We start from the raw sequence: 24271 nt of genomic DNA, 5'->3' as shown, positions 1-24271 counted from the left end.
TCCTCTTTCCGGTCCGGAACTCCGGATTGGTCATCTGAACTGCGTAAACAGGTCGATCCGGAATCTCGATGCGCGGAATGACGATTCCTTGATGTTTGCTGTGGGCACAACAGCCCGGTACTCATGCCTGGCTCTCACCACGCGGGAAACATCCGCATGACGCAGGGGAAAAGAAGATGAAGAGACTAGTGACGTCGGCGACGCTCGCACTCACCGCGATGCTGGCACTGGCATTCGTAGTCGTTACACCAGCCCTCGGAGCGACCAAGACAACTAGCGACGGACACCAGGTCGCCATAACCGCACAGACGTCCAAGGTCCGTTCGGGCGCACCGCTCGACTCGAACCCGATGACCAAGGAAGCGTTCATCACGTCGGACTTCCGCGCTCGCATTTCCAACATCGCCAAAGACAAGAAACTCAAGGCGAAGGTTGTCGTCGGCTACCAGTTCGGTTACCCGGTGTCGGTCGCGCCCGACGGCGTCACCGTCACTCTGCACACGCCAGACCTCAAGCTGAAGGGCGGGCTGAACGCGAAGGTGTCGCCGTCGGTAGATATCGCCGCAGCCGGCCCGACCGCGAAGATCGGCAGTGACATCGGCGCGGAAATCGGTGCTGAATCGACCATCATCCCGGCCGCCGACTTCGAATTCAAAGTCGCTCCCGGCAAGATCTCGGAAGTAAAAACTGGCGAGATCAGCATGACCGAGCCGGAGATCGAACTGTTCCTCGACGGAGTGCAGTTCTCGGTCACCGGTGCAGTGGGACCGGTGTCGGTACGACCGTTCGCGACGATCACAGTCACTACCGCCAAGGGACTGTACGTGCTCAACGCTTACGGAAATACCCGCCGGGTGTAGGTCCCTAACGTCGTTTCGACGACGGTCGATTCGACGACGGGGAACCCCCACGAGGGGTGCGGTCGGTTGCGGTGCTGTCGGGGGCGCCGCAACCGACCGCTCTCGTTTTTGGCGCTTGTTCCTATCGCAGCCCGCGTTAGCCCAGCCCCAGTTGCCCGGCTCGTTTCGCCAAGTATGCGGTGGCCTTTTCGACGTCGTCGTCGGGAACGCCATAGAGCACCGTGGTGACGCCGAGTTCACGCCAGCGTGCGAGACGTTCTTCGTCGGGTCTGGTGTCGAGAGCGACGATCTGCGGTTTGCCTTCGCGCCCGGCTTCGGCCCAGGCCTTGTTCAGCAACGTGACCGATCCTTCGATGTCGGCCTCGCCGGGGGTGGTAATCCAACCGTCGGCGCTGCGGGCGATCCACTTGAAGTTTTTCTCATTCCCACCGGCGCCGACGAGGACCGGAATTCGCTCCTGAGTCGATTTGGGCCACGACCAACTGGGGCCGAATTTCACGAACTCGCCGTCGAATGACGCCTCCTCCTGTGTCCACAGCGCACGCATCGCCTCGAGATATTCACGCAACATGGTCCGACGTCGGCCAGCGGGTACGTGATGATCGGAGAGTTCGTCGAGGTTCCAGCCAAAGCCGACGCCGAGCGTGACCCGACCGTCGGAGAGATGGTCGAGGGTGGCGAGAGTTTTGGCGAGAGTCAGCGGGTCGGATTGAACTGGAAGTGCGACCGCCGTCGCGAGACGGATCGTCGACGTAACCGCGGCCGCTGACGCCAGCGATGTCCACGGGTCCAAGGTGCGCATGTAGCGGTCGTCGGGTAGCGACGAGTCGCCCGTGCCTGGATGGGCAGCCTCACGCTTGGTTGGGATGTGACTGTGCTCGGGAACGTAATACGACGCGAACCCAGCGTCTTCGATCAGCGGTGCCAGCACATGCGGTTTCAGTCCCCGATCACTGGTGAACTGAACGATTCCAAATTCCATCCCAAGCCTCTCAGACATTTGACTGGACACTAGTCTAGGTGCTTGCGGTTGCGGGGTCTAGAGTTTGGCGTGAATAGCGGAGCGTTTAACGGTCGGCCTTTACTCTGATGGTCGAGTGGCGCCTTTCGATAGTCGAGTGGCCGGCGAGACGCTAGCCGATTCTTCCGACGGTCGAGTGGCCGACGAGGCGCTAGCCGAGTCGGATGTATCGAGACCCACGAAGTCACGCGAAAGACACTGCGTCGGTTACGTTTCCGAATTTGTGTTGCGTGGTCTCGATACACCGGCGAGCTCGCAAGCTCGCACGACGGCACTCGACCATCGGGGGCGGCATCAGCGCAAGCTCGCACGACGGCACTCGACCATCGGAGGCGACACCTCTCCGCCGGTCGAGTGCCGAGGAGCGCTAGCGACGAGGTGTATCGAGACCCCGCAACCGAATTGGCGACCTTACGCCTGCGCGAGCGTCACCTGTCGTTGCGTCACGTCCCGGAAGATTCCGTTGCCCGGCGACGTCCTACTTACCGCATCCGCCGCGAGTAGAACTGCCGCCGATGTCCAGCAGCTCTTCTCCACCGGCCAGCGCTTTCCGTCGGCGAAAACCAAACCGGTCCAATATGACCCGTCAGGATCACGCAGATGCTGGATCGATGCCAACAGTTCCACGGCGCGATCAGTATCTCCCAACGCATCGAGCGCCAGCACCAATTCGCTAGTCTCAGCGCCGGTTACCCATGGCCGGTGATTCACGCAGCGAATCCCCTTGCCCGACACCACAAACTCCGACCAGCGCTCATCGATCCGCCGCGACCCCGCCGCACCGCGCAGGGCGCCGCCGAGGACCGGGTAGTACCAATCCATTGAATGCTCCGACGGCGGCTTGAACACATCGATAGACCCGACGAAGGCCGCGCCGAGCGCGGAGTGGGCCAAGACCCACCGATCCACCTGCTGCCCAAGGTTTTCCGCGATACTGACCGCGCAGTCGAGGGCGTGGTAGATGCTGGCGTTACCAGTGAGCAGTGCATCGTCGAACATCGTCCGACCGACGTAGTCTTGCGCCCAGCGGAAGGCTCCGTCGGGGCGCTGGAACGTGCACACCAGGTCGATCGCGCGACGCACCGTCGGCCACATCGCGCGAAGGAACGAGTCGTCGCCGGTGACCAGATAGTGATGCCACACTCCGACAGCGATATACGCACAGAAGTTACTGTCGGTGTTGGCATCGACAACCGCGTCGCCGCGGAATTCTATCGGCCACGATCCATCGGCGCGCTGCATGCGACGCGACCAGCCATATGCGGCTTCAGCTTCGGCGATAAAGCCCGTCACCGACAACGCCATCGCCGATTCCACGTGATCCCACGGATCGGTCTTACCGCCCGGAAACCATGGCAGCGCACCGGAATCGGTCTGCATATCGGCAATCGCCGCGCCGGTCGCGGCGGCCTGCTGCGCCGAAAGTATTCCGGGGACCGCGGGTTGGCGGGTCACCTCAGGCGTCCGAGTTCCCCGCTGGCTTACGCAAATACAGCGCAACAGATTTGCCGATCAACGGATTGAGCAACTGCTCGCCCCGCACGGTCAGCCAGGGCTTACTCATCATGTCCCACACCAGCATCTGGTGATAACCCTTGACCAGAAGATTGTCGTTATTCTCTACGCCCACAGCACATTTCAGCCACCAGTAAGGGGCATGCAATGCGTGTGCGTGAGTAGTGCCGGTAACCTCCAGCCCCGCTTCGCGCAGCTTGCCCGCCAGCTCCGACGCCTTGTAGATGCGGACGTGACCGCCCTCAACCTCGTGATACGCATCCGACAGCGCCCAGCACACCTTTTCCGGCCAGTACCTAGGTACAGTAACCGCCGCGATGCCGCCTGGCTTGAGCACACGGACCATCTCCGAAATCGCCGCCTCATCCGACGGAATATGCTCAAGAATCTCCGACATCAACACCACGTCGAAGGAGTCGTCGGCATACGGAAGACGCAGTGCGTCACCAACTTCGGCGCGAGCCTTCGCCGACGCCGGAACTTGATTCTCGGCCATCATCGCGTCGAACATCTCGCCGACATCGGCCATGTCTGATTCAGACATGTCGAAGGCGATGACATCCGCACCGCGTCGGAACATCTCGAAAGAATGTCGCCCCTGCCCAGCGCCGATGTCGATCGCCGTAGTACCCGGTCCAACTCCGAGACGGTCGAAATCTACTGTGAGCATTGAGGTTTCCTCCGGTTGGGTGACGGTTCACGACGATCGTCACGTTCTCGAGTTGTCTATTTCCACTAGGCCGACTGACAGTCGCCCTCGACGACGCCCAGGCAGCTAGCGACTCTACTCGTACTGCTTGTCCACGACCGACTGGTAATGCGCCGCCGTCTTGGCTGCTACCGCGGCCCAGCTGTAATTCTCCTCGACTCGACGACGACCACCAGCTCCCAGACGTTCGCGCAGGGCAGCGTCATCGAGCAATTTGGTGAGAGCGACGGCGATCGCCCCCGAATCCTGCGGTGGCACAAGGATCGCCGCCTGGCCATCGGGGCCGACGACCTCCGGAATCGCACCGGCCCGAGTTGCTACCAGGGGCGTTCCACATCCCATCGCCTCCACCGCGGGAAGCGAGAAGCCCTCGTATAGCGAAGGTACACAGGCTATTTCAGCGGTCGCCAGCAGTTCGGCGAGTTCGTGGTCGTCGATCCCGGACACGACCTTGACCTTGTCGGCGATCGACAGGTCGTCAATCCGCTTGGCAGACGGGCCATTCGGATCTAGTTTCGACACCAGCACCAATTCGACGGGGCGCTCAGCACCGACCTTTGCGATCGCCTCGAGCAGGTACGCGACTCCCTTGAGCGGCGCATCGGCGCTGGCCACACATACCACGCGACCGGGAATTCGCTCCGACGACGGACGGAAGACATCAGTGTCGACACCCAACGGAATGGTGGTGATGCGGCCGTCGGGGATGTCGAAAGCCTTGCGAATGTCCACCTCGCTGCTGCGAGACACGGTCAACAGCTCGGGAATCCGACGCGACACTATTCCCTGCATTCGCAGGAAGGAGTGCCAGCGCCACGCGGTAATCTTCTTGAGCCCCTTAGCCGCTCGCACCGCGAGGCTACGGTCCCGGGTAATCGGGTGATGAATCGTCGCGATCAACGGAAACCCGAACTTCTGGATGCGGAGCAGTCCATAACCCAGACACTGATTGTCGTGCACAACGTCGAAGTCGGCCTGACGGCTCTTCAACAACCGAGCGGCACGCAGGCTGAAGGTCAACGGCTCGCCAAATCCCGCCGTCCACATCGCGCCGACCTCGAGGAGGTCGATCCAGTCGCGAAACTCCCGCGGCCTTGGCGTACGAAACGGGTTGGCATCGTTGTAAAGGTCAAGGCTCGGCACCTTGGTGAGCCTGACGCCGGCATCGATCGCCGACTGGTCGAGTTCGGGATACGGCTGTCCGGACAGGATTTCGACGTCGTGCCCCAGCAATGCCAGCTCGCGGGACAGGTGGCGAACGTATACACCCTGTCCCCCGCAATGCGGCTTGCTCCGATAGGAGAGCAACGCGATGCGCAGTTTTCTGTTGTCCGACATGCCATTTGATTCTGACATGCGTGTTCAGCCCTCCGCCGTTGCTGCGGCTTTTTCAAGTTCCTCAACGGACACGATCTTCAGCAGCCGCCGTCCCGCCGACCGGCCCGCCGCCTTCTCCGCGGCGTCGATGGCCTTCCAACCGGCGAGGGTGATGCGATGCGCGCCACGACCGGTGACGAGAGCATCTACGTCGTCACGCGGCTTGATCGGATCGACGAGCGAACCATCAATAAAGTCAGCAAGAACCGCTGTGGCAGTTTCCTCACCGCACAACCGATTTCGACCGATGCCGCCGGTCGGACCGCGTTTGATCCAGCCCGTCACGTACAGACCGGGCACCACGTCGCCGCCAGCTTCGGCAGTCACCCGCCCGGCGTCGTTGGGGATGACCCCTCGGATGGGATCGAAAGGCAAGTCCCCCACCGGTGTTCCGCGATACCCAATGGAACGCAGGACAAGCCCGGTTTCCAATTCAAAGGTGTCACTCGTCGGTGCGATGGCAACGCGGTCAGCGTCGTCGATGAACTCATTACGCACACAGACAACCTTGTCCACGGACTCATCGCCCTCGATCGAGACCGGAGAGACCAAGTAGCGGAACACAATTCGCCTATTTCCGTCGGTCGTTGACCGTTCGGAGAACTCACGGGCCAGCCGGACCTTCGTCGCGATCGTCGAGTCGAGTGTGCCGTCGGCTTCCGCCGCGGCCGACGCCGGGTCGCGTGTCAATTCCTCCGGATCAATGATGATGTCGACGCCCTCGACGTCCCCGAGTGCGAGGAACTCGCTGTTGGTATAGGCGCCCTGCGCGACACCCCGACGACCAAGCAGCACAACCTCTTTGACGTTCGACTCGCGCAACCTAGCTAACGCGTGGTCGGCGATTTCCGTCTTCGCGAGGTCATCGGGGTCCGATACCAAGATCCGCGCGACGTCGAGAGCGACATTGCCGTTCCCGACTACCACCGCGCGGTCACCGGACAGATCCACCTGAAAGTCTGCGTAGTCGGGGTGCCCGTTGTACCAGGCGACAAACTCCGTCGCGGAGATCGAACCCGCCAAATCCTCTCCCACTATTCCCAGGCGTTTGTCGGTGGCCGCACCAACCGCATACACGACCGCGTGGTAACGATCGGTCAATTCCTCGTGGGTGACATGTTTGCCGACTTCGACATTGAGAAAGTAGTCGAAATTGCGCTTGTTGGCGGTCGACGCATAGGTGCGCTCAACCCCCTTGGTGGCGGCGTGATCGGGTGCGACGCCGGCGCGCACCAGCCCGTACGGCGTTGGCAACCGGTCGAACATGTCGACCTTGACTGACTGTTTGGTCGCCAGATGTTGCGCTGCGTAAAAGGCCGCCGGACCCGCTCCGACGATCGCCACATGCAGTTCCTTGTCCGGCAGTGGCGGCGATTTGCGCGGTGGCACAAGCCCGCCGTCCGCGTCGTGATCGTTGTAGTAGTCGGCGTTGATCTGTAGGTATGGCTCGTCTTTGATGTCGAGTTGGTCGTCGGGAAGAATTGCCTCGACCGGGCACTCATCGATGCAAGCGCCACAATCGATGCAGGTCTCCGGATCGATATACAGCATCTCCGCGGTCATGAACTCTGGTTCATCAGGTGTCGGGTGGATGCAGTTCACCGGACAAACGCTGACACAACTACCATCGTTGCAGCAGGGCCGCGTAATAACGTGCGCCATCTGGCCTTACCTCGCAGTTCGTCTCGTAGAACGTGTTCTACTTCGCCGTACAACTGTACCTTAACTTCAAATCCCATCATCGCCCATAGTGAGGACGCTCGGTGAGCACAATCGATACTCCGGTCCCGTTCGAGCCGCTTGGTGACCGCAAAGAGGGCGCCCGGTACTTCGAGGCCGATTACCGCGTGCGCACCGACGACGTCGACCAAGAAATGCGCGTGCGGCTCGACGCCGTCGCGCGCTACCTGCAGGACGTCGCCAACGACAATATCGAGGCAACCGAGTTCTCCGACACTGACCCATTCTGGATTGTCCGACGCACCGTCATCGACGTGATCCGTCCGATTTCGTGGCCCGGGACGGTCACGGCACAGCGCTGGTGCGGCGCGCTGTCGACCCGATGGACCAACATGCGCGTCCGTCTCACCGCGACACATGAGACGAACAGGTTCAACCCCGAGGACCGGCCCGACGGCCTGATCGAGACCGAAGCGTTCTGGATCAATGTGAACGAGCAGGGCATGCCGTCGCGGCTCACCGACGACGCCTTCGAACTGTTGGCCCAGATGACCGACGAGCATCGCCTGCGTTGGAAGTCAATGAACTCCGATAAGGCACCGGCAGCAACCGACGTCGAACTTCCCGATCGGCCACACCCGTTGCGCATCACCGACTTCGACCCGTTCAAACATCTCAACAATGCCGCCTATCTGGAAGCGATCGAGGACGAACTCGTCGATCACCCGGACCTTGTCGACAAGCCGCATCGCCTAGTCATCGAATACCTCCGGCCGATCGTGCCGCGCAGTCAGTTGACACTGCGCCGTCGTCGGGTCGGCGATCGACTCGAAGTATGGATCCTCATGGGCGACGAACAAGTCGTGGCATCGACCGTATCGGTGACCTTGCTGCCCTAGGCAACTCGGCGAAAACCGCACCCTACGTACGGGTCGGGGCAGAATGCGCCGGAGTCGACGTTGGGCGCGGTTTTCACGGACAGCGGTTACGCCGAGCCGCGCAGCACCAGCGTCATCAACTTGATCGCCGCCGCGCAGGAGTCACCGGAGGCGACGCGCGGCTCGACCCACCAGGTATATACGCCGCGGCCAGGCGCTTTTGATGTGACGCCACACATCGCCGGGCGTTTCGGGTCGCGCTGCGTGAACGCCGTGTAGGTGTCGGCGATTTTGATGTTCTCGGTGGTGTAGCCGAGTTTTTTGGCGGTGCGCTGTTCGACGGCCATCGAACCCCATTCGAACCAGTTGAAGGTGACCGCCGTTGTGTTACTTCCCGACACTGTCCATCGGCAGATCGCACCATTGAAACTGCGGCTGGCGAAACTGCCGCCGACCGCTTTAGCGATTTGGGTCTCGGAGAGGACGTTACATTCGAGTAGATGTTTCTCGAATCGGTCACTGTTTTGCCAGTTGCCTTGACCCGTGTCACCGCCGCCTATCGGGTACGCAGTGCCGTCCACGGTGCAACCGCTGACACCGACTATCGCGGCCACCAATATCGCGAGAACCGCAATCCAACGACTTACCCGACGTCGACGATGAGTCATTGGGTCGCCCTCTCGATCGACATTCGGGACAGATTCTTCGCTGCGGCACAAAGACTTTCAGTCGATGGCGCCGACGTCATCATCAGACTGCCCGCGCTGACCGACCACTCGAAGAAGTCGTCGTCGAACTGAATGCCGACCTCGCATACGAGGGTGTCGTAGGCGATGAACCCGCTGTGCCCATTGATGGTGATGTCTTTGGTTACCTCGCGCGAGAGTTTTTCAGTGGCGTACTCGCGACCGATCGGAGACCCTCGGTACCAATTGAACGAGGTTGTCGCACCGAGTCGCAAGTCGTCGCTGGCCCACTCGCATACCGACGCGTTGTTAACCGTGGCGGTCAGTCCGCTAAAGCCGGTCTCCTTGGTCACCTCGTTGAGGGTGACTCCACCACATTCGCCAAAGAACGGTCCCGACTTCGCCTGAGTCTTGGTGGTGGGCGTCGTTGGATCGTCGGGATCATCTGAGCCGCAGCCGGCAACGAACAACGCCACGACGACAAGTAGCAGGGTGAGGAGTCCGCCGCGAAATTTCTCCAGTTCACGACGTTCCCGTTTGGTCGGGCGCCCAGCGCCGCGATCACGGCGGGGTGCACTGGCAACGATTTCGCGGGGCGGCGGTGGCGGCGATTTGTCCAGATATGCCTGTGCGGCAAGCGGTGCCGACACTCGCTTGCTAATCAGCTGTGTCACTTCGACGATCCGGATGATGCCGTTAAGCCGTACCTCGACCGTGTCTCCGACGCTGACCGGATGCGCGGGTTTGGCGGTTACGCCGTTGACGCACACATGTCCGGCCCGGCAGGCCGCCCCTCCGGCCGATCGCGTTTTGGTCAGGCGGATGGCCCAAATCCAACTGTCGACGCGTGTCCCCATCCCCGACCTACCTTTGCCGGACCAGGAGGTAGTAGCCAGCACCGACGGCGGCCAGACCGGCGATGATCGCTATCGCGGGATGTACCAACCACCAAAGCAGCACGAAAATAACGATTGCGGGCGATATCGCGATCACACTCATCGCCGGATGCTGCCGAACGACCTGTGACACGGCCCTACTCTTGGCGGGATCAACACCCATCGCCGGACTCCTTAGCTGCGGTGTGTCTGCCAGCAGCATCTGCCAGATGCGCGATGGCGGTTTGCCCACACTCTAGCGAAATGGCGCGGCAAAGACGGTGGACCGACACCTATCCGACGTTCACGAGAGCATTCGACGTGATGCCCCACGAAGGACATCACGCCGAATGATGTTGGTGCGGTTAATTATCGCCGGTTGTGGACGACGAGTCAGCGGACGCGTCGCCGTCCGAGGTGGTGCCACCGTCGTTCGTGCCGCTCTCGTTTTTGCCACCGTCGTTCTCGCTACCGTCACCGGAGGCCGAGTTGTCGTCGGATCCGGCACTTGTCGAATCGCCGCCGCTCGAACCACCGGTAGCGGACTGGTCCGGTTTCTGGTTCTTTTGCGGCTTGTGGATTTTTGATCCGAAACTGTTGCCCGACGATCCGCCCTGCCCGAACTTCTCTCGCTGCCGCGCCTTCCACGCCGAGATTCCGTCGCCCGGCTTTGTAGCCGTCGAGTCATCAACGGCGGTCGCTTGATCGTCCGCCGCAGGCGTTTCGGCGGTGGGCGTTTCGGCGGTGGACTGCTCCGAGGTCGCAGCGTCGTCAACCGGCGCGGTCAACGTGGTGGGCGACGACTTCTTGGCGGCGAGAACGGTCGACCCGCCCGTCGAGGTTGAGGTGAGGTTGGTCGGGTTCAGTGGACTGTCGACAAACGGAATCTTGAATGGTCCGGCGGTGATGGTTGCCAGGACCTGCGTCGGATCGAAAGCGCCCGTGGTGAGTGTCGGCAGACCGAGATAGTTCGGACGCTGTTCGCCGTTTGCCGCGGTCATCTTTGGGAAGAGTGTCACCTTTTGGCCGAGCCAGCTGACCGTCACCGGTTCGGAAAATCCGTAATCGCTTGTGAGGCCGAGTAATTCATCGCCGCCGAGGTAGAGACGCGCGAAGTCTTCGGTGAGAAGCGTACTCAATGCCGGCAAGTTGCCTGTCGTCAGAAGCGTTGTGATGAGCTCGGTGAAAATGCTCGTCGGATCGTCGGCAAGACCGGCCGGATTGGTGAGCCCGAACTGAAGCTGATTCTTCTTGAGATCGAGTTTGGCGTCGAAGGTGCCAAGCACATTCGCGCAAGCTCCGACGTTCTCCGCATAGGCGGCGGTGAGGACACCGAAACAGTCGACGCGCTCGATAGCCGGAATCGAAATCGGTGTCTCGATACTCAGAATCGATGTCTTGATCTCGTCAGTTGTCCACGCGTTCGCAATGCCGAGGACCGCGAATGCGATCGCGGTGCGACCTCCACTGGCGCCCGCGGTGGCCACGCTCAGCGGAAGTAGGGCGATCGCCGTTGCCTTGCCGCCGGTTGACGCGAGCGCGAACTTGACCCCGTCACCAATAACCGTGGCCGAGCCACTGGCCTCGGGTGCATCCGGAAGATCGGGAATGATGCCCAGCAGGTCGATCGGAAAGAGGGTCGCGGCCTGCGCGATGCCGTACGGCAGACGCGGGACCAACTCGATGGTTCCGGGCACCACCATCGCGATGCCAATGTTGGTCGACTGAGAGCAGTTCGCGCCGCCGGTGGATCCGCCCGACGAACACATCTGGATTCGCCACTGGTCGGCGATCGGTTGCAGTGCACCGTTGGCGATGTTGTTTATGAGATCAGACAGCGACGCGCCGGAACTGTTGCCAGGATCGAGCACCGCCGCCCGCGCTTGGCCTTGCCCACCGACCAAAGCCACACTCACGGTCAGCGTCGCCACAATGGCGACGAAACCTGCGATCCAGCGTGGATGATGTTTTCGCGGTGCGGCAACGATGGGTCGGTCTACCAACGGAACGGGTCCTCGACGATGACGTCCGGCGCTCATCTGGCACCTGCCTCTCGAACATGAAGTGGAATTCGCGAGTAGTTAACCACGTCACACCGACACTATGAGATCTAAATCACCGAACTCCTCTCAGGTTTTTCTTAGGTCATTTGTCCAAGTCAGAGGCCTTTTTATTACCTCAGCAAAACTCTTCGCCCGAATTCGACCCGATAGGGTTATCGCTATGACCGACAGCGTGGACCCCATTGCCCTCGCCCGCCGCAACTGGACCGAATCCGGTTGGGGCGATGTCGCCGACGGCATGGTGGCTGTCACGTCGGTGATGCGCGCGCATCAGATCCTGCTCGCCCGCGTGGAAAGTTCCTTGCGTCCCTACGACTTGAGTTTCTCGCGATACGAACTGCTGCGCCTGCTCGCGTTCTCCCGTTCCGGCTCGATGCCGATTACCAAAGCCAGCGACCGGCTCCAGGTTCACGTGACGTCGGTAACCCACGCGATTCGACGGTTGGAGACCAACGGATTGGTTCGGCGGGTGCCACATCCAACTGACGGACGGACAACCCTCGTCGCGATTACCGATATCGGGCGCTCGACCGTCGAAGACGCAACGACCACGTTGAATCGGGATGTGTTCTCCGACGTCGGAATGAACGATACCGAGATCAACGGCCTTGTGACAGCTATACATTCACTACGACACCACAACGGGGACTTCTGAGAACGTCGTCCGAGTAGCCACCGAAAACCGTACTGTGAGAAGGTCTTCTGTCGATGGACGAACTGCGTGAACCACTGTGGATGATCGCCGTTGCACTACTCATCATCCTCGTATTCGCACTGGCCTTCAGCGCAATCGCACGTTGGGTACTACGGGGCCGCGCCCGCCTGCAAATGTCGACATCGATCGTGTTGTCGATCTTCGGATCATCGCTCGGGCTGCTGTTGGCGAGCGCGATCAGACCCGTTGCGCACCTTCGTGATCCGCTCTCGATCCTGTTATGCCTCGCGCTGTCGATAGTAACTATCGCGGCGTACAGCGCCGTGGTCGCGCACTTTCAGAAACCGCAACGCGAGGCGTTGGCCGATCTGATCGCCGCGGGAGAATCTGACCGTATCGAGTTCAAATCGACTGCGCGCGTTAACCTTCGCTCGGGCGAGAAGGATCCGCGCATGGAGCAGGTCATCGTCAAGACGGTAGCGGCGTTCCTCAATGCCGACGGCGGCACGCTACTCATCGGCGTCGACGACGACGGTAAGCCACTCGGTCTCGACGCGGACTACAAGACACTGAAGGTGCCCGATGCGGACCGATTCGAGCTCTGGTTGCGCGATCTGCTGACCACCAGTCTCGGGCAAACAACCGCATCCGAGGTGGTCATCGCCGTGGAGTCGCTGGCCGGTTCCGACGGCACCGCGCGACCGGTTTGCCGAGTCCGTGTCTCCGCGTCGCCTCGCCCGGTGTACCTGCTGCCGGGCAAGAATGCCCCGCGCGAATTCTGGGTCCGCTCAGGCAATTCCACCCGCCAGCTGCACGTCGATCAGGCTGCCGAATATGTGATGCACCGCTGGCCGCTGCGAGTCGGGTCGTCAGTGGCGGCACAAGTTAAAGCGGCAGTGCGGTTTTCGGCCGAGCTATAGACCATGCGACTAGCGCCCGCCGGGCTCGACAATTCCGGTGATGACGATGTCGATCATGCCCGACGCTTCGACCGTGCTCAGGCCGACGTTGTCGGCGACAGATGCGACCCCACTGATTAGCCGCATCACTTCGCGATCATCGATACCGTCGCGCAACTCTCCCCGATCAGCAAGGCGGCCAAGAACATTGGCGTTGGCGGCGATCAACACCTGGCACTTCCGATAGATTGGTGACGATTCGTCATCCATCGCCGACATCAGCTTGGCGGCCGCGCCCCGATAGATGCCGACGTTGTCGACGAATCGGCCGAACCAGTCCCGCAAGACCTCGCGGGCCGGGCGCGGGTCGGCAGCCGCGGACTCCGCGTCGGCTTCGATGCGGACCGACCAATCGCGCATGACGGCGTCGATAAGGTCGTCGCGAGTCGGGAAATGCCGGTACAGCGTGCCCGGTCCGACGCCGGCTCGCTTAGCGACGTCATCGAGCGACGCTTCCGAACCACCCTCGCGAAAGACCTCACGGGCGGCCTCGATCAGCTTGACGCGATTGCGGCGCGCATCGGCACGCATCGGCCGCTCGGTCGCCGACGACGGCGTCGTACCCACCACAAACACCAACCCTTGCTAAACGGAGGATGCCTCCGTATCGTTCTTAATCGGAGGAGGTCTCCGATTAGCTAATCGGAGAACCACTCCACATAAGACTACCTCTCCTGCGAAGGACACTCATGTCGATCCGAATTCCCGCCGAACGGCGTCGCACGGTGGGTCTTGCCATCGTGCTCGTCGCCCAACTCATGCTGGTGTTGGACGCCACCGTCGTCAACGTGGCCTTGCCACATATCCAGGAGGACCTAGACTTTTCCGCCGCGAATCTCTCCTGGGTGCTCAACGCCTACACCCTCGCCTTCGGCGGTCTGCTGCTACTCGGCGGGCGGCTTGGCGACGTGTTCGGAAGGCGTCGAGTATTCGAAATCGGGCTCGCGCTGTTCACCGCCTCCTCGCTGGCCGGCGCGTTCGCGACCGACGGCACGCTCCTCATCGTGGCCCGCGCGCTACAAGGCATAGGGGCCGCACTCGCGGCACCGAGTGTGCTCGCTCTGCTCACCACGTCGGCTCCCGACGATCAAGCACGCAATCGTGCGCTCGCACTGTTCACCGCGGTGTCGTCGGCCGGGGCGTCACTCGGGCTCATCATCGGCGGCATCTTGACTGACCTCGGGTCATGGCGCCTGACTCTGCTGATCAACGTACCTATCGGGCTCGCGGCACTTGCTTTCACTCGACGGTTCCTCGATGAAACTCCAAGACGCACAGGGCGTTTCGATGTTCTCGGTTCGATAGCGGTCACCAGCGCGGCGGTCGGTGCGGTCTACGCGCTGGTCACCGCACCAGACCACGGTTGGACGTCGGCGACGACACTGGGTCTACTCGGCGGCGCGGCAGCGTTGCTGCTGGTATTCGTGATCGTCGAATCACGCGTCGAACATCCGCTGCTCCGGTTGGCACTGTTGAAGCTGCCGTCGCGTGCCGGTGCGCTCGGGGTGATAGCCCTGCTCGTAGGTTCGCAATTCTCGATGTTCTTCCTGGCGATCCTCTATGTGCAGCGCGTGCTGGACTTCGGCCCGATGCAAGCCGGATTCGCCTTCCTCCCACTGTCTTTGGCGATCTTCGCCAGCTCCCGGATAAGCGCGGGTCTAGTGGGACGTTTCGGTCCGTGGCCGTTACTGCTCGTTGGAACGGCGGGCATGGTCGCCTCATTCCTGTGGATCAGCGAAATTGACGCGGCGACGTCATACGCAGCCGGAATGCTCGGCCCGATGATCCTCAACGGCCTGTCGGCCGGTTTGGCGTTCATGCCGACGACGGTCATCGTGCTATCGAGGGTCGAGCCCGAACATGCCGGCTCGGCGTCGGGGCTGCTACAGACGATGCAACAACTCGGCGGCGCCGTAGGGCTGGCGATCATAGTGTCGGTCTACACCTCACACGGTGTAGCCGGTCAAGTGATTCCAGGACTGTCCGAAGGCTTCACCACGTCGGCGATCATGTGCGGTGTCGCAGTCGCGATCGCATTGGTCGGCACTATCGCGGTCAGTCTGCGACGGTCGGCGACCGTCACGGGCGACGCCGTCGCCGCTGTCGAGCAGGCCTCCGAGGAACCGGCCCGGGTATAGACGGTGGCGCCCGCTCTCGACGGGGTATGGCCTTAGCGTGCCGGTCGATACATCGGCCACACCTGGGGTCCGCCGCCCGGCAGTGTGACGACCTCGGTCACTTCGAAGCCGAAACGCTCGTAGAGAGGAACGTTCTCCCGTTTCGAACTCTCCAGATAAGCCGGTCCCGTCATGGTGTCCAGGCGATGATGCAGCAGCGAAGTACCGATTCCGCGACCCGATTCGATGGCGCCGATCGTGGACAAGTACCAGTGCGGTTCTTTTGGACGCAGCTTGCCGAAGATATGCTCAACCTCGCCGGCGCGCCGCACCCGCGTGCGAAAGATGTTAAGCAGCAACGGAAATGAACTGACAGCGGTCCATACCGACTGCTTATGACCCGGCGGATCCCAGTACGCGGCGCCAACGGCGCGGTCACCGTCGAGCGCAAGGTCGCAGCTGTCTGGAGCACCGTGCGTTACGCGATCCAGAAAACGAAACAGGGCGACATCGCGGCCCGGATCGGAAACCAGCCAACGGATCACCGGGTCATCGGCGAACGCTCGGGCGAGCACGCGATACGACTCTTCGCGATTGACGTCGTTGATCGGGATGATGCGGAGTTCAGATCCCATGTGGCCATCATATGCGGACCCGGCGCGGCCGGTCGACCGTTGACAGGTGAAATCTCATCCCCCTCAAGGGGTTCGGAGGGCAATATGCCCTCCGAGCTCCCTCACGGGGATGAAATTTTTCGGCTGGCGCGAGGGCACCTGGATAACTGGTCTACCGCAGCGTGTTGATAATGGCGCTGAAGTCAAGGTCGGCGTTCTGCTCGGCGAACCTCGCGTAGAGCTGGGCCGCGTGCGTGCCGAGCGGAGCATTGGCATGTGTGCTCCCAACCGCGTCCATCGCCAGCCCCAGATCTTTGTTCATCAGGGCGGTAGCGAAACCTGGCTGAAAGTCGTTATTCGCCGGGGACGTTGGCACCGGGCCGGGCACCGGACAGTTGGTATGCACCGACCAGCAGTTGCCGGTCGCTCCGGTAATGACGTCGAACAATGCCTGATCCGACAGTCCCAGCTTGTCCGCGAGGACGAAGGCTTCGCCGATAGCGATCTGCTGCACAGCCAGGACCATGTTGTTGCAGACCTTGGCGGCCTGCCCCGCTCCCGCACCACCGCAGTGAATCACCTTGCCTGCCATGGGTTCTAGCGTCGACTGTGCGGCAGCGAAGGCTTCGTCGGTGCCGCCGACCATGAACGCCAAGGTCCCGGCGACGGCACCTTTCACTCCACCTGAAACTGGAGCGTCGATCTGCGCCAAGCCATGGTCGGCCGCGAGAGAATTCACCTCACGCGCGTCGTCGACGGAGATAGTCGAGCTGTCGATGAGCAGTGCACCGGTCTGTGCGCCGGGAAGAATCTCGCTGTAGCACTGTTTTACCAACGCGCCGTTAGGCAGCATGGTGATGATGACCTCCGCACCGCCAACCGCCTCGATTCCCGCGGGAAACATGGTGACGCCATTGGCTTTTGCCTCCTCGACGGCGGCCGGGACCGGATCGAAGCCGTGCACGATGTGCCCGGCTGCCACGAGATTGGCCGCCATTGGCCCGCCCATGTGTCCGAGGCCGAGAAAGGCGATTGTGGTCATCGAAACTCCTTGTCTTAGTTGTGGATCGAGGTCTCGATACACACCGCTCGGCTAGCGCCTCGCGATGCACTCGACCATCCTGACGCCACGCTAGATTTTGTAGCGCGCGGCTATGGCCCGGCCCTGTACTACTCGCATTATTTCGTTGGTACCTTCCAGGATGCGGTTTACTCGCAGATCTCGCTGGATTTTCTCCACTCCGTATTCACGAAGATATCCGTATCCGCCGTGTAATTGGATCGCCTGATCAGCGACGGAAAAGCAAGTATCGGTGACGTAGCGCTTGGCCATCGCGCACCGCTCCACCTTGTCCGGCGCGTCGGCGTCGAGAGCCGCGGCCGCGTCCCACAGCGTCAACCTCGACGTATGCAACCCGGTGGCCATATCCGACAAGGTAAATCGAATCGTCGGCTCGTCGATCAGATTGCCGCCGAACGCTTCTCGCTCGGCGACATAGCTCGCGGCCCGATCGAATGCCGATTGACCACCGCCGAGGGAACACGCCGCGATATTGATACGACCACCATTGAGACCGTTCATCGCGATCCCGAAGCCGAGCCCTTCCGTGGCGCCGAGCAATGCTGCGGCGGGGACTCGGACCTCGTCGAAGATGACCTGTGCGGTCGGCTGTGCGTGCCAGCCCATCTTCTTCTCCTGCGCACCGAAACTCAGTCCGGGCGAACCATTTTCGACCAGGAAAGTGGAAATACCTTTGGGCCCCTGACCACCGGTACGTGCCATTACCACGTAAAGATCCGACGACCCCGCACCCGAAATGAACTGCTTGATCCCGGTGAGGACGTAATCGTCACCATCGCGGACCGCCTTGGTGGTGAGCGCGGCAGCATCGGAACCGGCACCCGGCTCGGTAAGGCAGTAGCTGGCGATTGTCTCCATCGATGCCATACGTGAAATCCATTGAGCGCGTTGCTCATCGGTCCCGTAGCTGTCCACCATCCAGGTACACATATTGTGGATGGACAAGAACGCGGCCGTGGTCGGGTCCGCGTACGCCAATTGCTCGAAGATACGAACACCGTCGATGCGACGCAGGCCCGAGCCGCCGAATTCATCGTCACAATAGATCGCTCCCATGCCCAGGCCGGCCGCGATCCGCAATTCGTCGACCGGAAAATGGCCGGTTTGATCCCACTCGGCCGCATGTGGCGCAAGGTGTTTGGCGGCAAAAGCTGCCGCGGTCTCGACAATCACCCGATCGGTTTCATCGAGACCGGCCAGCGCCGAAGTCGCAGCAGTCGCAGTCATAGTCACCCGCGTGTCAGTGCGTCGGCATGATGAACGATGCCCCGGGCTGATCACCCTGCCGCGGCCAGCGCGTCGTGATCGTCTTGACCTTGGTGTAGAACTGAACCGCCGCCGGACCATGCTGATTGAGATCGCCGAAGCCGGAACGCTTCCAGCCACCAAAGGTGTGGTACGCCACCGGAACCGGGATCGGCACATTGACGCCGACCATGCCAACCTGCACGCGACTGGTGAAGTCGCGAGCGGTATCTCCGTCGGCGGTGAAGATCGCGACACCGTTGCCGTATTGGTGGTCGGTAGCGAGTGCGAGAGCCTCCTCGTAATCGCCGGCACGAACGATCGAAAGCACCGGGCCGAAAATCTCGTCGGTGTAGATCGTCATTTCTTTGGCGACATGGTCGAAAAGCGTTGGGCCGATGAAGAATCCCTTTTCCAGACTCGCATCGCCGAAGGTGAGATCGTTACTGCCACGATCGCGCCCATCAATGACCAGTTCAGCGCCCTCGTCGACACCTTTGCCGATATAGCCCTTGACGCGCTCTAGCGCGGCGGCGGTGACCAGCGGCCCGTAGTCGGCCTTGGGGTCCAGACTATGCCCGACGCGCAGACCTTCGACTTTGTCAATAAGCTTGGCACGCAGGCGGTTTGCGGTTTCCTCGCCGACCGGAACGGCAACACTGATGGCCATGCACCGCTCACCGGCGCTACCGTACCCCGCACCGATCAGCGCATCAACGGCCTGGTCGAGATCGGCGTCCGGCATGATGATCATGTGGTTCTTGGCGCCGCCAAAGCACTGGGCGCGCTTACCGTTTCGCGCGGCGTTCTCATAGATGTACTGGGCGATATCGGAGCTGCCGACGAAGCCGATGGCGTGTACGTCGTCGTTGTCGAGCAAGGCGTCGACCGATTCTTTGTCGCCGTGGACTACCTGCAACACACCAGCCGGCAGGCCCGCTTCGACGAAGAGTTCGGCGAGCCGCACCGGCACCGACGGGTCGCGCTCGGACGGCTTCAAGATGAACGCATTACCGCATGCGAGTGCCGGGCCGATCTTCCACAGCGGAATCATCGCGGGGAAATTGAAGGGGGTAATGCCAGCAACCACACCCAGCGGCTGACGGATCGAGTGCACGTCGATGCCGGCACCGGCACCTTCGGTGAACTCCCCTTTGATCAAGTGCGGGATGCCGACGGCGAATTCGATGACGTCGATGCCGCGCTGGATATCCCCCTTCGCGTCTTCGAAGGTTTTGCCGTGTTCGAGGGACAGTTTCTCGGCGAGCTCGTCGGAGTTATCGGCGACGAGTTGCACGAATTTCATCAACACGCGTGCACGACGTTGCGGATTCCAGGCGGCCCATTCGCGCTGTGCCACCTGTGCCGACGCGACGGCGGCATCGACTTCGGCGGCGCTGGCCAGCGGCACTACCGCCTGCACCTGCCCGGTGCTGGGATTGAAGACGTCTGCGGTGCGCGAGTCAGCTGGAGCATCGACGCGTCGGCCGTCGAGAAAATGCGGAATGCGGGGTGCTGCGGTAGTCACGGCGAGGATCATCCTTTACATGGACGCGGATGTGAGGCGGACAACATCATTCTAGGACCTCCTAGTAATTAGTTGCAACCCCTAGTTTCTGCGATCGGCCGAGCCACCGGACATCCGTCAACCATGGGGCCGCCGTTGTACACCGGATTCGTCATCTACCCGCCTCAGACCGTAAAATGGCTCCCGAACTAAGGTCACCCTTAGCAATCGCCCGAAAGGAAACCATGTCCACCGTCATCCTCTATGGCACCGAAACCGGCACCGGCGAACTCGTCGCCAACGCGATTTCTGATGTGCTCGCCGCCGAACACGACCCGTCGATCTACGACATGACGGAGTTCGCGGTCGAGGACTTGGACACCGAAGACTTCCTCGTTGTGGTCTGCTCGACCTATGGTGAGGGCGAACTCCCCACCGGCGCAGAACCTTTCGCCGACGAACTCGACGAAGTCAAACCAGACCTGAGTGGACTGCGGTTCGCGGTCTTCGGCCTCGGCGACACCGTCTACGGAGAAACCTTCAACCGCGGCGGCGAAATCATGGCGGAACGACTGACCGCGCTAGGCGCGAGGCAGGTCGGCGAGCACGGCCGCCACGATCTGTCCGGCAAGATCAAGCCCCAGGTACAAGCCAAGGAATGGGCACAAGAACTCACGTCGATCATCGACGAAGGCTAAATCTCCACAACAGGCAGCTCGTTCACGGCCACCGGTCGTGAATGGGCCGATCGTCGTATTCGGCGACGACGCGGTCGAGGTTGGTCGAATGGCCCCCGGCCGCTAGTTCGTCTGCGGATGGCGTCGGCGCCGCTTGACCGCGGAATGCCGACGTCTTCGCCAATTCGATGACCGAGCGCGCCAGAATCGCCAAGATCACGCCCAGGAAGAGCGCGGTCATCGTGCTGACCTTCAAATCCTCACCCAACAGCACAATGCCCAGGATCATCGACACCACCGGCTCCATCACCACCATCGCCGGGAAGGATGTCTGCAAATCACCGGCACCGAACCCGCGTTGCTGAGCGCCGATGGCGCCGACGATGACGATAGCCAGCAGGTAGACCTCCGGATGCCGGAACATCTCGAGCGGAAAATGGATCGCCTGATAGATGACTGTTTTGATGAGCAGCGCGGAAACGCCGAAGAGCACACCGGCGGTCAATCCGTAGAACAGCGCCCGGTAGTGCGGGCTGGACCGCTCGGCGATGATCACGAACGCGATCACCACGCCGATCACCGATATGACGGTAATGCCAATCAATGTGAGGTCGGGCCGTCGTAGCGAGGGCGTCGGTCGTGCGACCAGAAGGAAGGTGACAACGCAGGCCACCAGCACCGCACCCCAGGCCCACTCGCGCAGTTCGGGATGACGATGGTCGGCCCACGCTTCGAAGGGCAGGGAAAATAGTACGGCCAGCACCACTAGCGGCTGGACCAGCAGGATCGTCCCCAAACCCAGTGCCGCGGCCTGCAAGCCGAAGCCCGCGATGGCTATCGTCGCGCCAACCCACCAGCCCCGAGTGATGGCACCGGATGCGGCAGACGCACGTTGCCGCAGAACCGTGCCGCCGGCGATGAGCAGCGCCGCGCTCACCGCGAGTACGGCCGGCACCCAGGTTTCCACGCCGTCAAGGCTAACGGCCATATGTGGATGCGACGAATCGCATCGTCACACGGCGTGGTCGGGCGAACGTCGCTAGCTGGCACCGACGTTCAACGTGGTGACTATCGGAGTGGGATTGGCCGTCAGGTCGAGCACTGGGCAGTGCGCATCGACGGCGCGCTGTAGTTCCCGGTAGCGCTCCTCGGTTTCCGGTCCCGCGACGTCGACGATCACACGGACCGCCCCGAATCCCGGACGTACCGAATCGTCGAGGCCGAAGAAGCCGCGGACGTCGAGGTCGCCCTCGGCACGAGCAGACAGCGAATCGACCTCGATGCCGAGGCGCTGAGCCCAGAACCGATAGGTCACCACCTGACATGACAGCAGCGAAGCCAGGAAGTACTCGACCGGGTTGGCGGCGGTGTTCTCGCCGCCGAGCGCTGGCGGCTCGTCGACTCGCACGTGATGTTGCCCAAGTTCGATGTCGCTGCCGACGGTCCCCGTCGGCTGCGCTGCACCGGTGAATAGGACATGCGCATTCGCCGCGTTGGCCTCCACCGCGGCAGATGTCGCGACCGTAATCGCGTTGAGCGGGAGGTCGGCGGTCGGTAGCGGATGGATCGCGGAGGAAACGGTTGTCGTCATGGCATTCGACGCTAGATCTGGCCGCGGGGGTGGCACAGGGTTTGAATTGGTGCGAGTGTAATGACGAGCCATCGACAAGGCAGGGATACACGCAATGACCGCACGGACACTGATACTCATGCGCCACGGAAAATCGGGGTACCCGGCCGGCGTCACCGACCATGAACGGCCGCTCGCGAGCCGGGGTCGACGTGAGGCCGCTCTTGCCGGCGAGTGGATCGCCAAGGACGGGCTGACCGTCGACGCCGTGCTGTGCTCGACTGCGGCGCGCACGAGAGAAACCTTGCAGCGCACCGGAATCAAAGCTCCGGTCACCTATCTCGACGACATCTACGGCGGGACCCCAGAGGCGATTTTCGAGTCACTTCGCATCCACGCACCGGGCGACGCCACCACGGTGCTCGTCATCGGACACGAGCCTGGGATGCCCGAGACAGCACTAGCACTCGATCCGCTGTGCTACCTCGAACGGTTTCCGACCTCGGCCTACGCAATCATCGACGTCGAGGTGTCCTGGGACCAGATCGGTTTGGCGCCAGACACATCGGCGTCGCTGCGGGCAATGCGCATACCGCGCTAGGTCGCGCTGGTCAGCGGCGTGATGTTTCAAGACGCCGCAGCTGGGTATTCAGCCAACGCCTAGACATTTCTGTCGAGAAGGAAGCTGCACGACATGCCCGAGTGCGACGTTTGCGGGAACGAATACCCCGACACCATGACCATCGAGATCGGCTCCGGGGCAGACGCCACCGTCGGCATTTTCGACAGTTTCGAGTGCGCCATCAACGCCCTTGCGCCTCGCTGCGCACACTGCAACTGCCGCATTATCGGCCATGGCGTCGAATGCGACGGTGTGCGGTTCTGTTGCGCGCACTGCGCGCGACAGATGGGGGTCGACGGCGTGGCAGATCGGGCCGAAACCAACGATGGCAATTTCTGGGCACCGATGACACCGACCGGAGGTGAATGACAATGCGTTTCGCGAAAGCATTGGGTCTTTGTGGATATCTGACATTGCTGATCGGCGTCGCGTTAGGCGTGCTGTGGATCGGCATGATGGCCAGCGATCACCCCGATAGCAAATGGTCGGGCATCGCCGCGGCATGCGTACTCCTGGCCAGTCTCGCTCTATTCACGGTGAGCAGAAGGGTTCTGGTTCAACATGATCCGGACAACCGACCAGAGCAGGACCCGTTGCAGCCCGCGGTAACCGAGGAAGAGGCGGCCGAATACGAGGCCCACTATCACGGGCGAGATATCAGGAACGATGACGGCGATCGCTGAACCCGGCTACCTCGATGCTGCCCAGGTCTATCGCCCGCAGGATGACACCCGCCTTCTCATCGGTGCGATCGATCGGAAGCTCGTCGCCGGCCGCGATGTCGGGGACCTCTGCACCGGGTCGGGGGTCGTGGCTGTTCACTCGGCCGAGTTGGGCGCGAAAAGCGTTACCGCTGTTGACAGTTCGCCCGCAGCGATCGCGAGCGTCCGTCGGCTGATCAGCACGAGCGAGTCCGGCGGTTGTGTCACCGCCGTGCACAACGACATCGGGCTGCTGCGGCACGCCGCCGGGTTCGATGTGATCACTTGTAATCCACCCTACGTTCCGACGCCGGAGGTCGATGATCCGGAGCTGCATCCACCGGGACCCAGTCATTGTTGGGATGCGGGCCCGCGTGGACGCGCGGTACTCGACGTTGTTTGTTCCACTGCCCCAACGCTATTGCGCCCTGGCGGCACCCTCCTTCTCGTGCAGTCCGAATACGCCGATATCCCGGCGACGATAGCCGCGTTGACTAGATCGGGGTTGTCGACGCGGGTTGCCGCTGAAGCCGAGATCCCGTTTGGTCCAGTGTTTTCAGCTCGGGCTGACTGGATGGAGAAGCAGGGGTTACTGAAGCCGGGACGGCGTCGTGAACTGCTCGCGGTGATCCGCGCCGAGCGAGCAGGATAGTTTGCTAGGTGGGCGTCTCACGACGGCATCATGCAACAATGGCTGCGAGACAACGGTTTACGAGAACGGTCACCTGGTCTCGATACACCCGCCTCGGCTAGCGCCTCGCCGGGCACTCGACCATCGGACGGGAACGGCCCGGCAGCGCCTCGCCGGGCACTCGACCATCAGACTGGAACGGCCCGGCAGCGCCTCGCCGGGCACTCG

26 protein-coding genes are annotated in these 24271 nt (G+C 61.9%); 10 read left to right on the top strand and 16 right to left on the bottom strand.

Features of this window, described 5'->3' with window-relative positions; genetic code table 11:
* The first annotated feature begins 176 nt into the window (after positions 1–176).
* The gene (locus GOEFS_RS06480; RefSeq protein WP_007317096.1) at positions 177–860 is read left to right on the top strand and encodes an MspA family porin; all 684 of its coding nucleotides are present in this window, start codon (positions 177–179) and stop codon (positions 858–860) included.
* 136 nt (positions 861–996) lie between these two features.
* On the opposite strand, the gene GOEFS_RS06475 is transcribed toward GOEFS_RS06480, so the two are convergent.
* The 5 genes from GOEFS_RS06475 to GOEFS_RS06455 form a co-directional block, all read right to left on the bottom strand.
* Positions 997–1842 carry an LLM class F420-dependent oxidoreductase gene (locus tag GOEFS_RS06475; protein ID WP_007317095.1) on the bottom strand — a complete coding sequence of 282 codons (846 nt, stop codon included), beginning with the start codon at positions 1840–1842 and terminating at the stop codon, positions 997–999.
* A gap of 450 nt (positions 1843–2292) precedes the next feature.
* A complete protein-coding gene (locus tag GOEFS_RS06470; protein ID WP_007317094.1) occupies positions 2293–3336 on the bottom strand; it encodes a hypothetical protein in 1044 nt (347 codons plus the stop codon).
* A 1-nt stretch (position 3337) separates the two neighbouring features.
* Positions 3338–4066 (bottom strand): class I SAM-dependent methyltransferase, encoded by a 729-nt coding sequence (locus GOEFS_RS06465; protein ID WP_007317093.1) that lies wholly within the window; start codon positions 4064–4066, stop codon positions 3338–3340.
* A gap of 114 nt (positions 4067–4180) precedes the next feature.
* Positions 4181–5425, bottom strand: a complete 1245-nt coding sequence (locus GOEFS_RS06460; RefSeq protein WP_040524621.1) for a glycosyltransferase family 4 protein — start codon at positions 5423–5425, stop codon at positions 4181–4183.
* Between the two features lie 42 nt (positions 5426–5467).
* Entirely contained in the window at positions 5468–7144 is a 1677-nt protein-coding gene (locus tag GOEFS_RS06455) for an FAD-dependent oxidoreductase (RefSeq protein WP_040524612.1), read from the bottom strand.
* A gap of 101 nt (positions 7145–7245) precedes the next feature.
* Between GOEFS_RS06455 and GOEFS_RS06450 the strand changes: the two genes are divergently transcribed.
* Complete coding sequence (locus tag GOEFS_RS06450) at positions 7246–8061, top strand: acyl-[acyl-carrier-protein] thioesterase (protein WP_007317090.1); 816 nt, start codon at positions 7246–7248, stop codon at positions 8059–8061.
* 86 nt (positions 8062–8147) lie between these two features.
* Here the strand turns inward: GOEFS_RS06450 and GOEFS_RS06445 are convergent, their stop codons facing one another.
* The 4 genes from GOEFS_RS06445 to GOEFS_RS23880 all read right to left on the bottom strand — a co-directional run bounded on the left by GOEFS_RS06445 (position 8148) and on the right by GOEFS_RS23880 (position 11640).
* Positions 8148–8708, bottom strand: coding sequence for a DUF3558 domain-containing protein (locus GOEFS_RS06445; RefSeq protein ID WP_040524611.1), 561 nt, complete (start codon positions 8706–8708; stop codon positions 8148–8150).
* Positions 8705–9583, bottom strand: coding sequence for a DUF3558 family protein (locus tag GOEFS_RS06440; protein WP_007317088.1), 879 nt, complete (start codon positions 9581–9583; stop codon positions 8705–8707). Before GOEFS_RS06440 ends, GOEFS_RS06445 begins: the two co-directional genes overlap by 4 nt.
* Positions 9584–9590: 7 nt before the next feature.
* Positions 9591–9785, bottom strand: a complete 195-nt coding sequence (locus tag GOEFS_RS06435; protein ID WP_007317087.1) for a hypothetical protein — start codon at positions 9783–9785, stop codon at positions 9591–9593.
* A gap of 181 nt (positions 9786–9966) precedes the next feature.
* Positions 9967–11640, bottom strand: coding sequence for a hypothetical protein (locus tag GOEFS_RS23880; protein WP_050949804.1), 1674 nt, complete (start codon positions 11638–11640; stop codon positions 9967–9969).
* A 184-nt stretch (positions 11641–11824) separates the two neighbouring features.
* On the opposite strand from GOEFS_RS23880, the gene GOEFS_RS06425 reads away from it, so the two are divergent.
* Both GOEFS_RS06425 and GOEFS_RS06420 read left to right on the top strand, forming a co-directional pair.
* Positions 11825–12319: a MarR family transcriptional regulator gene (locus GOEFS_RS06425; RefSeq protein ID WP_007317085.1), complete on the top strand. Its 495-nt coding sequence runs from the start codon at positions 11825–11827 to the stop codon at positions 12317–12319.
* A gap of 53 nt (positions 12320–12372) precedes the next feature.
* Positions 12373–13239 carry an AlbA family DNA-binding domain-containing protein gene (locus GOEFS_RS06420; RefSeq protein ID WP_007317084.1) on the top strand — a complete coding sequence of 289 codons (867 nt, stop codon included), beginning with the start codon at positions 12373–12375 and terminating at the stop codon, positions 13237–13239.
* Between the two features lie 9 nt (positions 13240–13248).
* On the opposite strand, the gene GOEFS_RS06415 is transcribed toward GOEFS_RS06420, so the two are convergent.
* Positions 13249–13854 carry a TetR/AcrR family transcriptional regulator gene (locus GOEFS_RS06415; RefSeq protein WP_211600651.1) on the bottom strand — a complete coding sequence of 202 codons (606 nt, stop codon included), beginning with the start codon at positions 13852–13854 and terminating at the stop codon, positions 13249–13251.
* A 113-nt stretch (positions 13855–13967) separates the two neighbouring features.
* On the opposite strand from GOEFS_RS06415, the gene GOEFS_RS06410 reads away from it, so the two are divergent.
* A complete protein-coding gene (locus GOEFS_RS06410; protein ID WP_007317082.1) occupies positions 13968–15416 on the top strand; it encodes an MFS transporter in 1449 nt (482 codons plus the stop codon).
* Positions 15417–15448: 32 nt separating this feature from the next.
* Here the strand turns inward: GOEFS_RS06410 and GOEFS_RS06405 are convergent, their stop codons facing one another.
* From GOEFS_RS06405 to GOEFS_RS06390, 4 genes are all read right to left on the bottom strand, one after another.
* On the bottom strand, positions 15449–16030 hold the full coding sequence (locus GOEFS_RS06405; RefSeq protein ID WP_007317081.1) for a GNAT family N-acetyltransferase: 582 nt from the start codon (positions 16028–16030) through the stop codon (positions 15449–15451).
* Between the two features lie 151 nt (positions 16031–16181).
* The gene (gene mmsB / locus GOEFS_RS06400) at positions 16182–17051 is read right to left on the bottom strand and encodes a 3-hydroxyisobutyrate dehydrogenase (protein WP_007317080.1); all 870 of its coding nucleotides are present in this window, start codon (positions 17049–17051) and stop codon (positions 16182–16184) included.
* A 90-nt stretch (positions 17052–17141) separates the two neighbouring features.
* Entirely contained in the window at positions 17142–18317 is a 1176-nt protein-coding gene (locus GOEFS_RS06395) for an acyl-CoA dehydrogenase family protein (protein WP_007317079.1), read from the bottom strand.
* Between the two features lie 13 nt (positions 18318–18330).
* Positions 18331–19875, bottom strand: a complete 1545-nt coding sequence (locus GOEFS_RS06390) for a CoA-acylating methylmalonate-semialdehyde dehydrogenase (protein WP_007317078.1) — start codon at positions 19873–19875, stop codon at positions 18331–18333.
* Positions 19876–20087: 212 nt separating this feature from the next.
* On the opposite strand from GOEFS_RS06390, the gene GOEFS_RS06385 reads away from it, so the two are divergent.
* Positions 20088–20540: a flavodoxin domain-containing protein gene (locus GOEFS_RS06385; RefSeq protein WP_007317077.1), complete on the top strand. Its 453-nt coding sequence runs from the start codon at positions 20088–20090 to the stop codon at positions 20538–20540.
* Between the two features lie 22 nt (positions 20541–20562).
* On the opposite strand, the gene GOEFS_RS06380 is transcribed toward GOEFS_RS06385, so the two are convergent.
* The gene (locus tag GOEFS_RS06380; RefSeq protein WP_211600652.1) at positions 20563–21486 is read right to left on the bottom strand and encodes a DMT family transporter; all 924 of its coding nucleotides are present in this window, start codon (positions 21484–21486) and stop codon (positions 20563–20565) included.
* Between the two features lie 72 nt (positions 21487–21558).
* Positions 21559–22110, bottom strand: coding sequence for an OsmC family protein (locus GOEFS_RS06375; RefSeq protein ID WP_007317075.1), 552 nt, complete (start codon positions 22108–22110; stop codon positions 21559–21561).
* A gap of 94 nt (positions 22111–22204) precedes the next feature.
* Here GOEFS_RS06375 and GOEFS_RS06370 point away from each other — a divergent pair, with 94 nt between their 5' ends.
* The 4 genes from GOEFS_RS06370 to GOEFS_RS06355 all read left to right on the top strand — a co-directional run bounded on the left by GOEFS_RS06370 (position 22205) and on the right by GOEFS_RS06355 (position 24064).
* Positions 22205–22690 carry a SixA phosphatase family protein gene (locus GOEFS_RS06370; protein WP_007317074.1) on the top strand — a complete coding sequence of 162 codons (486 nt, stop codon included), beginning with the start codon at positions 22205–22207 and terminating at the stop codon, positions 22688–22690.
* A 93-nt stretch (positions 22691–22783) separates the two neighbouring features.
* Complete coding sequence (locus GOEFS_RS06365) at positions 22784–23080, top strand: metallothionein (RefSeq protein WP_007317073.1); 297 nt, start codon at positions 22784–22786, stop codon at positions 23078–23080.
* A 2-nt stretch (positions 23081–23082) separates the two neighbouring features.
* Complete coding sequence (locus GOEFS_RS06360) at positions 23083–23394, top strand: hypothetical protein (RefSeq protein ID WP_138917913.1); 312 nt, start codon at positions 23083–23085, stop codon at positions 23392–23394.
* Entirely contained in the window at positions 23378–24064 is a 687-nt protein-coding gene (locus GOEFS_RS06355; protein ID WP_007317071.1) for a methyltransferase, read from the top strand. Before GOEFS_RS06360 ends, GOEFS_RS06355 begins: the two co-directional genes overlap by 17 nt.
* The last annotated feature ends 207 nt before the right edge of the window (positions 24065–24271 follow it).

The organism is Gordonia effusa NBRC 100432, from assembly GCF_000241305.1.
In the GTDB taxonomy this organism is placed as follows: domain Bacteria; phylum Actinomycetota; class Actinomycetes; order Mycobacteriales; family Mycobacteriaceae; genus Gordonia; species Gordonia effusa.
Note: the sequence above shows the minus strand (reverse complement) of the source record. Positions and strands in the feature narration are given on the sequence as shown.